General features: G+C 71.8%; 10 protein-coding genes and 1 tRNA gene. 3 read left to right on the plus strand and 8 right to left on the minus strand.

Annotation, left to right across the window (positions count from 1 at the left end; genetic code table 11):
- Positions 1-14: 14 nt before the first annotated feature.
- Positions 15-932 (minus strand): hypothetical protein, encoded by a 918-nt coding sequence (locus GT358_RS08555; protein WP_166582194.1) that lies wholly within the window; start codon positions 930-932, stop codon positions 15-17.
- Positions 933-1,143: 211 nt separating this feature from the next.
- Here GT358_RS08555 and GT358_RS08560 point away from each other — a divergent pair, with 211 nt between their 5' ends.
- On the plus strand, positions 1,144-4,476 hold the full coding sequence (locus tag GT358_RS08560; RefSeq protein WP_166582195.1) for an exostosin family protein: 3,333 nt from the start codon (positions 1,144-1,146) through the stop codon (positions 4,474-4,476).
- Between the two features lie 15 nt (positions 4,477-4,491).
- On the opposite strand, the gene GT358_RS08565 is transcribed toward GT358_RS08560, so the two are convergent.
- Complete coding sequence (locus GT358_RS08565) at positions 4,492-5,055, minus strand: hypothetical protein (protein WP_166582196.1); 564 nt, start codon at positions 5,053-5,055, stop codon at positions 4,492-4,494.
- 136 nt (positions 5,056-5,191) lie between these two features.
- Positions 5,192-5,266, minus strand: a tRNA-Asn gene (locus tag GT358_RS08570).
- A gap of 109 nt (positions 5,267-5,375) precedes the next feature.
- Between GT358_RS08570 and GT358_RS08575 the strand changes: the two genes are divergently transcribed.
- Positions 5,376-6,689, plus strand: a complete 1,314-nt coding sequence (locus tag GT358_RS08575; RefSeq protein WP_166582197.1) for an ATP-binding protein — start codon at positions 5,376-5,378, stop codon at positions 6,687-6,689.
- Here GT358_RS08575 and GT358_RS08580 read toward each other — a convergent pair.
- Positions 6,686-7,285, minus strand: a complete 600-nt coding sequence (locus GT358_RS08580) for a sulfotransferase family protein (protein ID WP_166582198.1) — start codon at positions 7,283-7,285, stop codon at positions 6,686-6,688. The two genes, GT358_RS08575 and GT358_RS08580, sit on opposite strands and share 4 nt — an antisense overlap.
- Positions 7,286-7,485: 200 nt before the next feature.
- Between GT358_RS08580 and recA the strand changes: the two genes are divergently transcribed.
- Entirely contained in the window at positions 7,486-8,568 is a 1,083-nt protein-coding gene (gene recA / locus GT358_RS08585; protein WP_166582199.1) for a recombinase RecA, read from the plus strand.
- Positions 8,569-8,649: 81 nt separating this feature from the next.
- Here the strand turns inward: recA and GT358_RS08590 are convergent, their stop codons facing one another.
- The 4 genes from GT358_RS08590 to guaA form a co-directional block, all read right to left on the minus strand.
- Positions 8,650-9,771 carry an OmpP1/FadL family transporter gene (locus GT358_RS08590; RefSeq protein ID WP_166582200.1) on the minus strand — a complete coding sequence of 374 codons (1,122 nt, stop codon included), beginning with the start codon at positions 9,769-9,771 and terminating at the stop codon, positions 8,650-8,652.
- 80 nt (positions 9,772-9,851) lie between these two features.
- Positions 9,852-10,730: a DMT family transporter gene (locus tag GT358_RS08595; protein WP_371416252.1), complete on the minus strand. Its 879-nt coding sequence runs from the start codon at positions 10,728-10,730 to the stop codon at positions 9,852-9,854.
- Complete coding sequence (locus tag GT358_RS08600) at positions 10,727-11,716, minus strand: zinc-dependent alcohol dehydrogenase family protein (RefSeq protein ID WP_166582201.1); 990 nt, start codon at positions 11,714-11,716, stop codon at positions 10,727-10,729. The genes GT358_RS08595 and GT358_RS08600 overlap by 4 nt, the downstream gene beginning before the upstream one ends.
- Positions 11,713-13,284, minus strand: a complete 1,572-nt coding sequence (guaA, locus tag GT358_RS08605) for a glutamine-hydrolyzing GMP synthase (protein WP_166582202.1) — start codon at positions 13,282-13,284, stop codon at positions 11,713-11,715. Before guaA ends, GT358_RS08600 begins: the two co-directional genes overlap by 4 nt.
- Between the last annotated feature and the right edge of the window lie 66 nt (positions 13,285-13,350).

The following is a 13,350-nucleotide window of genomic DNA, read 5'->3' on the forward strand; positions in this document are numbered from 1 at the left end:
GGCGGGCTTCGGGTTCAGGACCGCCGCAACTGCCGGCCCACGGCGCGCAGGGGGGCCGTGACGCGCCAGGAGGTGGAGCTGCGCAGGCGGGCAATCTCGTCCTGCGCGGCTGCCAGGTCGTCGAGCAGGCGCCGGCGCTCGTCCGCGAGCAGCGCGCTCAGCCGCAGGATTTCGGCACCCAGGAATCCTTCCCGCTGCTGGCGGTCCGCCTCCGCCCGGGCGAGGCGTTCCTCCAGCCGCGCCCGCGCCTCCCGCTGCGCCGCGCCGGTGGCGTCGATGGCGGCCGAGCGGGCCAGCGCCTCGTCCGCCGCCTCCTGGAGGAGCAGCACCGTTCGGCGCAGCAGAGCGATTTCGGTCCGGGTCGCGTGCCAGTCCTCCAGAACCCGATCCGCAAAGGCGGCGTCGAACCGCCAGGCCGGCGGTCCGGAACGCAGGCTGGCCAGTTCGGCGGCCAGCCTCGCGGCCCGCGCGTCGCTCCGGATCAGGCGGTCGGCCACGAGCAGGTGCACCAAGGGCGGCGGCGGCACCGCCGGCTCTGTCCGGCGGGACCGGCTCGGCCGCTCGGGATTCAGCGTCTGCGGCAGCCCCTCGGCCATCGCGCGCGCATCCACGATCCAGAGGCGCTCGCGCAGGGCGCGCGCCTCATCCAGAAGTCCCGCCGCCCGCTCGCACCATGCGGCCAGGGCCGCCTCACCGACGCGCTCGCCGTCCGGCATGCCGGGGGCCATCGCCAGAGCCGTCGCCAAGGCCTCCTGCGGGGCCGTCAGCGCCAGGACGATCCGCGCCTCCGGGTCGGCGGCCGCCGCGCCGAGGGTCTCGGCCACATGCACCGAACGGTCGGGGAAGATCCCGTGGAGCCGCGCCAGAACGGCCTCCGCCAGGTCCTGCGCATCCTCCGCGACGAGAACGATCGGGGGAGTGTCTGCACCCATCTCCACCATTGCTCCCCACGGACCGACGGCGCCGCTATAACAGGGGCAGCTGCCGCAAGCCAACACGGACGTCCGCCGGGATCGCGGGGCGGAACCCGCGCACTCCGGTGCGTCGGCATTGTGCGGTTGCAGCAAAGTTGTTAACCCTCCCTTGCGCCCGCCAGTCCGGTATCCGTCTGCCATGCCCGAAGAAGCCACAGAGGCGCCGCGCGTGCCCGCCACCCTCTATGTGGTCACGCCCTGCTTCAACGCGGCCGAGACCATCGACCGCACGATCGCGAGCGTGGTCTCGCAGGCGGGTCCGTTCCGCATCCGCTACCACCTGCAGGACGGCGGGTCGCGCGACGGCACCCTCGAGCGCATCCGGCACTGGCAGAGCCTGATCGCGACCGGGTCCTTCCCGGCAATGAACGCGGGCATCGAGATGACCGTGCTGTCCGAGCCGGACAACGGGATGTACGACGCCCTCGTGCGCGGGTTCGAGAACCTCCGTGCGCCCCCGAACGCGTTCATGACGTGGATCAACGCCGACGACGTGCTGATGACGGGGGCCCTCGCCACGGTGGCCGCGATCCAGACGCAGTTCGCCGACACCCACATCTCGTGGATCACCGGACTTGTGGCGATCGTCCGCGACGACCGCATCATCGAGATGCACGAGCGTCCGGCGGTGCGCAGCCTCGTGGCTGCGGGACTGCACGACGGGCTCCACTTCCCGTTCCTGCAGCAGGAAGGCACGTTCTTCCGCCGGTCCCTGTGGGATTCGGCCGCACCCCGCCGCAGCGTGGCGCCGTTCAGGCTGGCCGGAGACTGGAACCTCTGGCGCCTCTTTGCTCAGAAGGCCACGCCCGTTCAGGTGCTGCTGCCCCTCGGCGGGTTCCGGCTCCAGCCCCGGCAGCTTTCTGCCGTCCACCGCGACCGCTACATGGCCGAGATGGAGGACGTCGTGCCCGCCCTCCGACGACAGGAGACGCTGCGCGAACTGCTGGAGGCGGGCGATCTGCGCTGCCGCAAGCTGCGCGTCCACTATCCTGACGGCGCCATGGTCGTTCACGAGGAAAGCGTCCACGATCGCGCCCGTGCGGCCTACAGGAAGGTCACCGGCCGCGATCCCGCCCCGCCCCGCAGCTCCCTCGACAAGAGCCGGGTCGAGCTGTTCCGCGGGATCGAGACGCTGGCCGCGCCGCCCTCCCGCCATCTCGACGAGGGGGCGACCGTGCGCGCCCGCCTGAAGCAGGCGCCCGGCCTGATCGCCTACGACGCCGACTGGCAGTATCCGGCCGTCACCGAGGCTCATGCCTGCCGCCGGATCGAGGCGGCCTTCCGCGGAACGGCGGACGGCGCCCTCTATGTCGGCTATCCCTGGGCCACCCTGATCGACAAGATCGCGACCACCGCGCCCGATCTCGACCAGCATATCGCACGCTTCGACGCCTTCCGGGCGCTTCTGCCGGAGGGCGTGCCGAAGGTCACCGTCTGCCAGCACATCCAAGGCCGCCGCTACGACTACCTGTTCCGGCGGGCCGGGATCACGCATGTGTTCTGGTCCCACGCCACGCCGTCCGACGGGGGCGAGGGCCCCGCCGACGGCGGGCCGGCCTTCCGGTCCTTTCCCCTCTATCCTGTCCAGGTGCCCGACCAGCGCCCCGAGGCGCGGGCAGAATGGGACACGCGCCCGCGTCGTCATCTCTTCTCGTTCATCGGCGCGCGCGCCAACCGCTACTACCTGACCGAGGCGCGCAACTGGATTCTCGACCGGCTGGCCGAGGACCCGCGCGGTCTCGTCGTGGGTCGGGACGGCTGGCACTACCAGAAGATCGTCTATGATCACCAGATCCGCGGCAACGGCGAACCGGCCGAGGGGGAGGGGCTGGTGGACGGGTCGGCCTCGCGCCTGTTCCAGGACGCTCTGGTGGAGAGCACGTTCTCCCTCTGCCCGTCGGGTTCGGGGCCCAACTCGATCCGCCTGTGGGAGAGTCTCGGCGCCGGTGCCATCCCGGTCATCCTGTCCGACACCTGGCTGCCGCCGGGTCCCCGCCCGCTCTGGGACGAGGCGGCGCTGTTCGTCCCAGAGACCCCGGAGGCCGTCGCCGAACTGCCGGAACGGCTGGCCGCACTGGCGGCCGAGCCGGGACGCCTTGCCCGGATGCGGCGGGCGATGCGGCAGTTGTGGCTTCTCTATGGGCCCCAGACCTTCGTCACGGATGTCCAGGCGCTTCTTCTGGCCGGCGCTCGCGGGGAGGCGGAGGGTCGGGCCGTCGCCTCGGCCGGTCCGGTGGCGAGACTCTCCGAGGCCCAGGCGTCGCGTCGGCTGCTCCTGCAATGGTCGAGCCGGCTCCTGCTCGAACCGGATCGGTCCTGCGCCGAACTCGATGCCCAGCCTGCCGCAAACCACGCGCTGCTGCGGGCCCGGCTGGTCGCGGACGGCACAGCGCTGCCGGGCCATTTCGCCGATGTGCTCGCCCATGCGCGGTCCCGCTCCAGCCGGCTTCGCTCCGGTCCGGCCGCAGCGGGGACGCGGGTGCCGCGCGTGGCGCTGCTGGGGCGCCACTCCCACCGCACGCCGCTCAGCTACGAGCCGCTGCGCCGCGAGATCGGGACGCGCATCAAATGGGCGCCGGACCCTGCGGCGGCCGATCTGGTCGTCACGGGCTTCAACATCGACTGGCGCGACAACGCCGACCAGGTGATCCGGCTTCTCGACGGGCCCGCTCCGCCCCGCCTCGTGGTCCTCTCGGAGGAACCCCTCTGGGACGTCACCTGGAGCGGCCCCTTCCGGGGCCGGCAAGGGCTTGCGACGCTCTCCGGTCGGGAGGTGCCCTATACCTTCATCGGCCACGAGACGTCCGATCTCTTCCGCTTCGAGCGCATCCCCTATTTCGTCCTGACCGATGATCGCTACCCGGTGCGCTACGCCCATCTGATGGCGCGGTTCGCCGACCTGTCGCCGGAGGACATGCTGCGGCGCTGGGCCTCGGCCCCCGTGGCGGCGGCCTTCCTGGCCGAACGGAGGACAGGCGACATCTATTCCGGTTCCCTTGGGGGGAGCCAGGCCATCCGCCTGAGCGCCTATCGCACAGAGGTCGCCGAGCGCCTCGAGGGAGAGGGCATCCTGCGGCTCGGGAAGGGTTGGGATGGCGACACCAGACGTCAGGACCTTCCCGACTGGCATCTCGACAAGCTCGCCACGCTCGACGGGCGCGTGCGGCTGGTCTCCGCCTACGAGAACGTCCACCTGCCGGATTACGTGACGGAAAAGGTGTTCGATGCCTTCGCGGTCGGGGGCGTGCCCCTCTGCTGGGCCCGGCCCGGACACCGCCTGCTGGACCTCGTTCCGGCCGAGGCCATGCTGAACACGGCCGATCAGGAGCCGGCGGCAGCCGCCGAACGGATCGCGGCCTTCGCGCCGGGACCCGATCTGGCCAGGGCGTGGCTGCGGACCTGCGCCCGGCTGGCGGCCCTCTTTGCGGATGCCGAGGCGATCAGGGCCGAGCGCCGCCGGATCGCCGACGCAGCCGTGCGCGAGATCCTCGCGCTGGTCTGAGCTGCCCGCGCGCTGTCACGGCCCCTCCGGCGCCCATCCCGCGGCCGCCCCCGCCAGCAGGTGCAGGCCGTCGATGCGCAACCGATGGGACACCGGCGCCAGACCCAGCACGAGCGCATACCCGGCCGGCCCCGCGCAGACCGGATGCCCGCTCTCCAGCGTGGCGAGCGCCACCCGCGTCGCCTGCTGGGGGCCCAGGGCGATGGGCTCCGGAAAGCGCGCGTCGGCAAAGCCGCCGTTGCGGACGGCGCGCAGATAGACGCCCGTCTCGGTCGGCCGGCTGGACCAGCCCTGCAGGACCACGCCGACGCGCTCGCCCGCCCTCACCGCGCCGGAGCCCAGCTCCAGCCGCAGGACCACCCAGCGCGGACGGCCCGTCACCCGCACGTCCAGCGTCAGGGGTCCGCCGGCCTCCGAGGCGAAGGCCATCGCGACCGTTGCCCCCTGCGCATCGTCCAGGTCGCAGAACAGCGCCCCGTGCAGATGCCCGCCTCGTCCGCCGATCTCGCCCGCATAGGCCGCCCCCCGCAGGTCCGCGAGACGATCCAGGGCGACGGTGCAGAGTGCTTCGACGGACACGGGGCCTCCTCCCCGCCGGGGCGGCGGTGCCTTGCCGTCGCGCACGACCCCGGCGGGGTCAAGGTCGGCCCGGAGCGCCCCGCCGCCCCGGGGCGCAGGATCGTCGCGAACAAGGATCAGTGCAGAAGGGCGGGTGTGGCTCCGGCGGCAGGGATCGAACCTGCGACCAATTGATTAACAGTCAACTGCTCTACCGCTGAGCTACGCCGGAACACCCGGCGCCTATAGCAACCCGGTCCGGGATCGTCCAGAGGGATGCCGCCACGAAAGGCGGGGCTGGACGGCTTCCGCGGATGCGCCCCGGCGGCTAGCATCCGGGCATGCTCGGCGCCTGGCTGCACGACCGCATGCCCCGCTCGCTCCTGTCACGGGCGGCGCTGATCCTGCTCCTGCCGCTCGTCATCCTCCAGATCGCCGTCTCCGTGGCCTTCGTGCAGCGCTACTACGAAGCGATCACGCGCCAGATGACGCGCACCCTCATCCTCGAACTCGACTACCTCGCCGGCCGTGCGGACGCGGCGCCGGACGCTGCAGCGGCCCTGGCGGCGGCCCGGCAGGCGGGCGACCCGCTCGAGATCGCGCTCTCGCTGCCGGACCCGGCGCCTCCGGGGGATTCGGTGCGCCGCTACGACCTGCCCGGCCGGGCCATGGCCACCACCCTGCGCGAGGGCTTCGCCCGCACGCGCGCCGTGGAGGTCAGCGGCGACCGCAGCGTGTCGGTCTGGGTCGAAACGGTGCACGGCGACATGCGGGCGGACCTGTCGCGCCGCCGGATCGCCGCCGCGGCGCCGCACCAGCTTCTGGTGCTGACGCTGGGGCTCGGGCTTCTTCTCATGGCTATCGCCTATGTGTTCCTGCGCAACCAGCTCAGGCCCATCAAGCGTCTGGCCGAGGCGGCCACTGCCTATGGCCGCGGCCGGATCATCCCCTTCCGCCCCTCCGGCGCCCAGGAGGTGCGCGCCGCCGGCACCGCCTTTCTTGCCATGCGCAACCGGATCGAGCGGCAGGCCCAGGCCCGCACGACCATGCTCGCGGGGGTCAGTCACGACCTGCGCACGCCGCTGACCCGGCTCAAGCTCGGCCTGTCGCTGTCCGAGGACCCGGAGGCGCCGGCGCTGCTGCGCGACGTGGACGACATGAGCCGCATGGTGGACGCCTTTCTCGCCTTCGCCCGCGACGACGCCGAGGACGCCCCCGAGGAGGTGCCGCTTGCCCCGCTCGTCGCGGCGGTGGTGGAGGATCACCGCCGCGCCGGCCGGCTGGTCGATCTGCTCCCGCCGGAAGGGAGCGATCCGGGCCCCGTCTCGCTCCGTCCGCTCGCCATCCGCCGTGCCCTCGACAACCTCCTGGCCAATGCGCTCGCGCATGGCACCCGCGCCCGTGTGGGGATCGCCTATGGCGAGCGGACGGTTCGCCTGACCGTCGAGGACGACGGGCCGGGCATTCCGCCGGACCGCCGGTCCGAGGCGCTACGCGCCTTTGTCCGGCTGGACGCCGCGCGCAATCTCGACCGGCCGGGCACGGGGCTGGGCCTCGCCATCGTGGCCGACGTGGCGCGCAGCCACGGCGGGGCGCTGCGGCTCGGCGACAGCGCCCTCGGGGGATTGCGGGCCGATCTGGTGATCGCGCGCTAGCGCCGGCCCGCCGCCTCCCAGACCTCGAACTCCTCCGGGCGGGCGGCGCGCAGCAGCGCCTCGCCCTCGGCAGAGAGCGGCGTCTCGAGCACGGGCGAGACGTTGGCGCGCGGCAGCGGGGGCAGGGGGCCCAGCCGCTCCTCCAGAAAGGCCAGCAGCCGTTCGGGCTCCTCGTAGCGGAAGAGGTGATCCACGCCGATGCGGCCCCGCACCGTGCGCACGAACTTCGCCTGACTGCCCACGGCGGCATGAGGCGGCGGCGCATCGCTGGCATAGTCGCGAACGAAATCGTCGAAGGTCAGGCCCCGGGTGCTGTTGGGCTGACCGGCGATCTCCTCGCGCTGCCGGTAGCGGTACCAGCTCGACAGCCAGCTGACCGGGTGGCGCACCACGGCAACCGACCGGAAGTCGCGTGCACCGGCCGCCTCGAGCAGGGGCAGCACGAGCGTGCGATAGCCGGTGAAGGGCAGGTGCTTGAGCGTCGGAGCCATCCGCGTGACCAGGCTTGCCCGACCGTGGAGCGCCCCCTCCAGGGCGGTGGTGCCCGTCTTGGGCACCGACAGCAGGACCAGCCGTTCGCGCCAGAACACCAGCATCGCGCCCCCTCTGCTGCGGCCGTTTGTCCCGCCGCCCCGAGGGTCCGTAAACCCTTTATTAACCGGTTTCTGTCAAGGTGGGGGCGTGGCGATTCCCCTTGCCTTCGCGGCAGGAACGCCGCATAAGGAGCGACCGGAACATAACACGAACGAAACCGCGATTGCCGCCATGGGGCGGCCATGGGATAAGGCCAGAACACATGGCAGTGGCAGACCTCCTCAAGATGACCGACAAGAAGACGGCCGACAAGCAGAAGGCCCTCGAAAGCGCCCTCCAGCAGATCGAGAGGCAGTTCGGCAAGGGCTCCATCATGAAGCTCGGGGGGGACAACGCCCTCCCCGAGATCGAGGCGACCTCGACCGGCTCGCTCGGCCTCGACATCGCCCTCGGCATCGGCGGCCTGCCCAAGGGGCGGATCGTCGAGATCTACGGCCCCGAATCCTCAGGCAAGACGACCCTCACCCTCCACGTCGTCGCCGAGGAGCAGAAGAAGGGTGGCGTCTGCGCCTTCGTGGACGCCGAGCACGCGCTCGACCCGCAATATGCCAGGAAGCTCGGCGTCAACCTCGACGAGCTGCTGATCTCCCAGCCCGACACGGGCGAGCAGGCGCTCGAGATCGTGGATACGCTGGTGCGCTCGGGCGCCGTGTCGCTGGTGGTCGTGGACTCCGTCGCCGCGCTCACCCCCAAGTCCGAGCTCGAGGGCGACATGGGCGACAGCTCCGTGGGCGTGCACGCGCGGCTGATGTCCCAGGCCATGCGCAAGCTCACGGGCTCCATCAGCCGCTCGAACTGCATGGTGATCTTCATCAACCAGATCCGCATGAAGATCGGCGTCATGTTCGGGTCCCCCGAGACGACGACGGGCGGCAACGCGCTCAAGTTCTACGCCTCCGTGCGCCTCGACATCCGCCGGACCGGCGCGATCAAGGACCGCGACGAGGTGGTGGGCAACACCACGCGGGTGAAGGTGGTCAAGAACAAGGTCGCTCCTCCGTTCAAGGAGGTGGAGTTCGACATCATGTACGGCGAGGGGATCAGCAAGACGGGCGAGCTGATCGATCTCGGCGTCAAGGCCGGCGTGGTGGAGAAGTCGGGATCCTGGTTCTCCTACGGGGACGAACGGATCGGTCAGGGGCGCGAGAACGTCAAGCAGTTCCTGCGCGACCATCCCGACATCGCGGCCGAGATCGAGGACAAGATCCGCGCGGCCCACGGGCTCGACTTCGCCATGACCGACGTGGCCGGCCGCGACGCGGACGGCGATCTGGTGGAGATGTGAGGGCGGATCGGGGGGCCGGTGTCCCGCGCCGCCCCCCGGCTTCGCCCGCGCCCCGATCGCCGGACCGGGGCGCGGCGGCGCTCAGAAGCGGTAGGCCACCTGCATGCCCACCGACAGGGCGGTGTTGCCGTCGAAGGGCGCGCAGCCCACATCGGCGCAGCCGCCGGTCGCTGCGGCGGCGTCTCCGAACCAGGTGTAGCGCACCCCGCCCGAGACGTTGATCTGCTCGGTCACGTCATAGCCGATGCCGGCCGCCAGGGCGATCTGGCCGTTGTAGGGGGTCAGCGGCGACTTGAGGTCGTCGCCGGTCTTGGGCTCGTAGATGACGGAGACGCGGCCCGCGATCTGGTCGGTCAGGCGCCGGCCGATGCCCAGCGTGTAGGACATCGTGTCCTCGATGTCGGTGATCGACCCGCCGCCCGTGGCCGAGCCGAAGAAGGGCGGCGTGACCCGGAGCGACGGATAATCCGCCCAGCGGATCTGTCCGAACAGCAGGGTGTCCGCCGCGATCCCGGTCTGGAAGTCGAGATTGACCGATTCCGGTGCGGTGACGGTCGTGGTGCCGCGGGCGACGACCGCCGGACCCACGCGCTCGACCGAGTCGAACTCCACGTCGATCGCGCTCGAGTAGGTCAGCGCGACGCGCAGCGCGATGTCCGGCCGCTCGAAGGCCCCGCCCACGACGTAGCCCCAGCCGGACCCGTCGTCGAGCGTCACGTTGTAGCCGTTGAGCGGCCCGTAGGCCTGCCCCGACAGCGTCACGGCGCCATCCAGACGCAGCTGCCGCGCGCCCGCATGGACGGAGAAGCCGTTGTCGAACCGGTAGCGGCCGAGGAAGGTCAGCGCGAGCGAGTCGAGTTCGGCCGCCGTGCCGCCGAGCAGCGTCGTCGCGGGATTTCCCTCGTAGCGGACATCCGCTCCGTAGGGCTGATCCACGATGATGCCCACGGAGATGCTGGGATCGACCGCGAAGGTCAGGGCGCCCGACACGGTGGTGAAATCGCGCCCCACATTTCCCGTGTCGTTGCCCAGCCGGTCCGTCCCGCTGATCGTGGGCTGGGTGTAGCCGAAGCTCAGCCGGGCGAAGTTGCCGGGCTCGAAGATGGCGCCGATGTCTTGGCCCGAACGATCCAGACCCAGCGCAGCCGCCGTCGAGGCCGTGCCGAGAAGCAGCGCCGCCGCGCCGAGCGTGATGCGAGTCATGATCCCTCCCGTACCCCTCTGGGTTGTTCTTCGGGCCAGCTTCACGCCGACCTCGCGCCGGCGTCAACGGAAACGCGGCGTCAGCGCAAAACCCCGGCGCGGGCGTGTTGCGGCGGGCGCAGGGTGAGCAGGTTGCCCCCGACGATCAGCAGGGCGCCCAGAGCCATCCAGCCGTCGAGCGTCTCGCCGTAGAGGGCCCAGCCCACCACGGCGATCACCGGCAGCCGCAGATAGTCCATCGGCATCACCACCGAGGCCGGAGCCGCCTCGAGCGCATGGGTCAGGCACCAGTGCGCCGTCAGCCCGGTCAGGCCGATCACAGCGATCCAGGGCCACAGCGGAGCCGCCGGAGCCGGCCAGGTCCCGTCCCAGCCCACGGTCGCGGCCGACAGGCCGAGCTGCATGAGATTGAGCCAGAACAGCACGGCCAGCACCGGCTCGGTCCGGGTGAGCCGACGAGTCAGCAGGGACGTGACGGCAAAGAACACGGCACAACCCAGCCCCGCCAGGACGCCCGCTCCCGGTCCGCCGAAATCCGGCCGCACCACGAGGAGGATGCCGCCGAAGCCCACGAGCCCGCCCAGGACCTTCGTCCGCGTCAGGCGCTCGCCCAGAAACAGCGGCGCGAGCAGGATCACCCAGAGCGGCGACGTGAACTCGAGCGCAAAGACCTGCGCCAGAGGCAGCAGGGTCAGCGCCCAGAACCACAGGTTCTGCCCGGCGAAGTGAACCACGTTGCGCAACGCGTGCAGGCCGAGCCGGCGCGGCCGTGCCGCATCGCTGCGGCCCGTCAGGAGAAGACCCGCCGACACCAGCGCGACGCCGATCGCGCTGCGGAACAGCATCATCTCGAACGTGTCGAGCGCAGGCGAGAGCGCGCGCGCGCCCACCGCCAGCAGCGTGAACGAGGCGATGGCGCCGCCCATCCACAGGGCGGCGACCGCGAGGGGCTGCGTCACGAGGCCACCAGCACCTTGACCTCCGCCGGACCCGGAGACCCCGCGACCAGAGCGGGCAGCTCGTCGCGCCCGATCTCGCGCGTGACCAGCGGCCCCGCCCGCACCGCCCCCGAGGCCAGCAGGTCCAGCGCGCGCCCCTGCGTCCACGGGTTCAGGAACGCCGTGTGCAGGTCCACCTCGCGAAAGAGCAGGTCGAAAGGCTCGAAGGACACGGCCTCGCCCGCGGGCATCACGCCCACGATCACCGCCCGACCTCCGCGCGCCGTCAGACGCGGCGCCTCCCGCACCGTCTCGGCCACGCCTGCGCATTCCAGCACGCCGTCCCAGCCGCAGGGCCGCGCCGCCCGCGCCGCCTTGGCCGAGGGGATGGTGTCGGCGCCCAGATCCTCCGCGATCCGTCTGCGCGCGGCCGAGCGGGTGCAGAGCGTGACCTCCGCCCCCGCCAGACGGGCCAGTTGCAGGCACAGAAGCCCGATGACCCCGCCTCCCAGCACCAGCACCCTTTCCCCCGGCCGGATCGCCGCGATGTCCGCCGCGTGCAGGCAGCAGGCCAGCGGCTCGGCCAGGGCGGCGTCGCGCAGCGACAGCCCCTCGGGCAGGGGCAGCGCCCGATGCGCGGGGAAGGCGCAGAACTCGCCGAACCCGCCGTCGCGGCCGACCCCGACCGCCACCAGCCGCTCGCACAGGTTGACGCGCCCCCCCAGGCAGGGCGCGCAGCCGCCGCAGGCGATGTTGGGGTCGCAGGCCACGCGGTCGCCCGGCCGGTGGGTCCCGACGCCCTCTCCCACGGCCTCGACCACGCCCGAGAATTCGTGGCCCAGCGTGACGGGCGGGCGCGACGGGAACTCGCCCCGCAACAGGTGCCGGTCGGTCCCGCAGATGCCGGCATGGCTGACCCGGACCAGCACCTCGCCGGGGCCGGGCTCGGGCTCCGGCAGGTCCACGACCTCGAACCGGCCCACCGAGAGGAGACGGCCCGCCCTCATTCCAGCTCGATCGTGCCGGGGGGCTTGGAGGTCACGTCGTAGAACACCCGGTTCACCCCCCTGACCTCGTTGATGAGGCGCGTCGCCGTCTCGGCGAGGAACGCATGCTCGAACGGGTACCAGTCGGCCGTCATCCCGTCCACCGAGGTGACGGCCCGCAGCCCCACCGCCCAGTCATAGGTCCGCCCGTCCCCCATCACCCCCACCGTACGCACGGGCAGGATGGCGGCAAAGGCCTGCCAGATCGCGTCATACAGGCCGTGCCGCCGGATCTGGTCGATGAACACCGCATCCGCCTCGCGCAGGATGGCGAGCTTCTCGCGAGTCACCGCGCCGGGGCAGCGGATGGCGAGGCCCGGGCCGGGAAAGGGGTGGCGCCCCACGAAGGCGTCGGGCAGGCCCAGCTCGCGGCCCAGCTCGCGCACCTCGTCCTTGAACAGCTCGCGCAGCGGCTCCACCAGCTTCAGGCCCATCCGCTCGGGCAGGCCGCCCACGTTGTGGTGGCTCTTGATCGTCACCGACGGCCCGCCGGTCGAGACCGACTCGATCACGTCCGGATAAAGGGTCCCCTGCGCGAGGAACTCGGCCCCGCCGGCCGCCTCGGCATGCTCCTGGAACACCTCCACGAACAGCCGGCCGATGGTCTTGCGCTTCTGCTCGGGGTCCTCGATCCCCTCCAGCGCCGTCAGGAAGCGCTCGGACTCGTCGGCGTGCACCAGGGGGATGTTGTAGTGGTCGCGGAACATGGCGACGACCTGCTCCGCCTCGCCCTTGCGCAAAAGGCCGTGATCCACGAACACGCAGGTGAGCCGCTCGCCGATGGCCTCGTGGATCAGCACCGCGGCGACCGAGGAATCGACCCCTCCCGACAGGCCGCAGATCACGCGGCCCGTCTCGCCCACCTGTTCGCGGATGCGGCGGATGGCTTCCTCGCGGAAGGCACCCATGGTCCAGTCGCCGCGAAAGCCCGCGATCCGCAGGAAGTTCCCGTAGAGCGTCCGGCCGTTCGGGGTGTGGTGCACCTCCGGGTGGAACTGGACGCCGTAGAAGTGCCGCGCCGGGTCCGCGACCACGGCGAACGGCGCGCCGGGCGAGGTGGCAAAGACGCGGAAGCCCGGCGCCAGCCGCGCCACGTGGTCCCCGTGGCTCATCCAGACCTGCTCGGGCCCGTCCAGGAACCACCCCGCGAGCAGGTCCAGCGGCTCGGCCGGCTCCAGCCGCGCCCGGCCGAACTCGGCCCGGCCGTCCCCCCGCTCCACCGCGCCGCCCAGTGCCTGGATCATCGCCTGCTGGCCATAGCAGATGCCCAGGACCGGCACGCCCAGATCGAACAGCTCCCGCGGGGGCAGGGGGGCGCCCTCGGCATAGACGGAGGCAGGCCCTCCCGACAGGATCACCGCACGCGGCGCGAAGTCGCGCAGGAAGGCGGGCGTGACCGCGTGGTAGGGGTGGATCTCGCAATAGGCGTGCAGCTCGCGCAGGCGCCGCGCGATCAGCTGCGTCACCTGACTGCCGAAATCGACAATGAGGCAGCGGTCGTGCCGGGCGGGAATGGTATCCTGGTCCATGTCTCCAGCCTCTAGGCCGCCCCCCTCCGGGGTGCAAGCGTCGCCGCCGTGCCGCGCCCATGTCGC

Source organism: Rubellimicrobium sp. CFH 75288 (genome assembly GCF_009904055.1).
In the GTDB taxonomy this organism is placed as follows: domain Bacteria; phylum Pseudomonadota; class Alphaproteobacteria; order Rhodobacterales; family Rhodobacteraceae; genus Rubellimicrobium.

Bases quoted from the DNA above. Each gene is read 5' to 3' on its own strand.
- GT358_RS08555 (WP_166582194.1), bottom strand. From the start codon at position 932: ATGGGTGCAGACACTCCCCCGATCGTTCTCGTCGCGGAGGATGCGCAG.
- GT358_RS08575 (WP_166582197.1), top strand. From the start codon at position 5,376: ATGCTCGGCGCCTGGCTGCACGACCGCATGCCCCGCTCGCTCCTGTCA.
- GT358_RS08580 (WP_166582198.1), bottom strand. From the start codon at position 7,285: ATGCTGGTGTTCTGGCGCGAACGGCTGGTCCTGCTGTCGGTGCCCAAG.
- recA (WP_166582199.1), top strand. From the start codon at position 7,486: ATGGCAGTGGCAGACCTCCTCAAGATGACCGACAAGAAGACGGCCGAC.
- GT358_RS08590 (WP_166582200.1), bottom strand. From the start codon at position 9,771: ATGACTCGCATCACGCTCGGCGCGGCGGCGCTGCTTCTCGGCACGGCC.
- GT358_RS08600 (WP_166582201.1), bottom strand. From the start codon at position 11,716: ATGAGGGCGGGCCGTCTCCTCTCGGTGGGCCGGTTCGAGGTCGTGGAC.
- guaA (WP_166582202.1), bottom strand. From the start codon at position 13,284: ATGGACCAGGATACCATTCCCGCCCGGCACGACCGCTGCCTCATTGTC.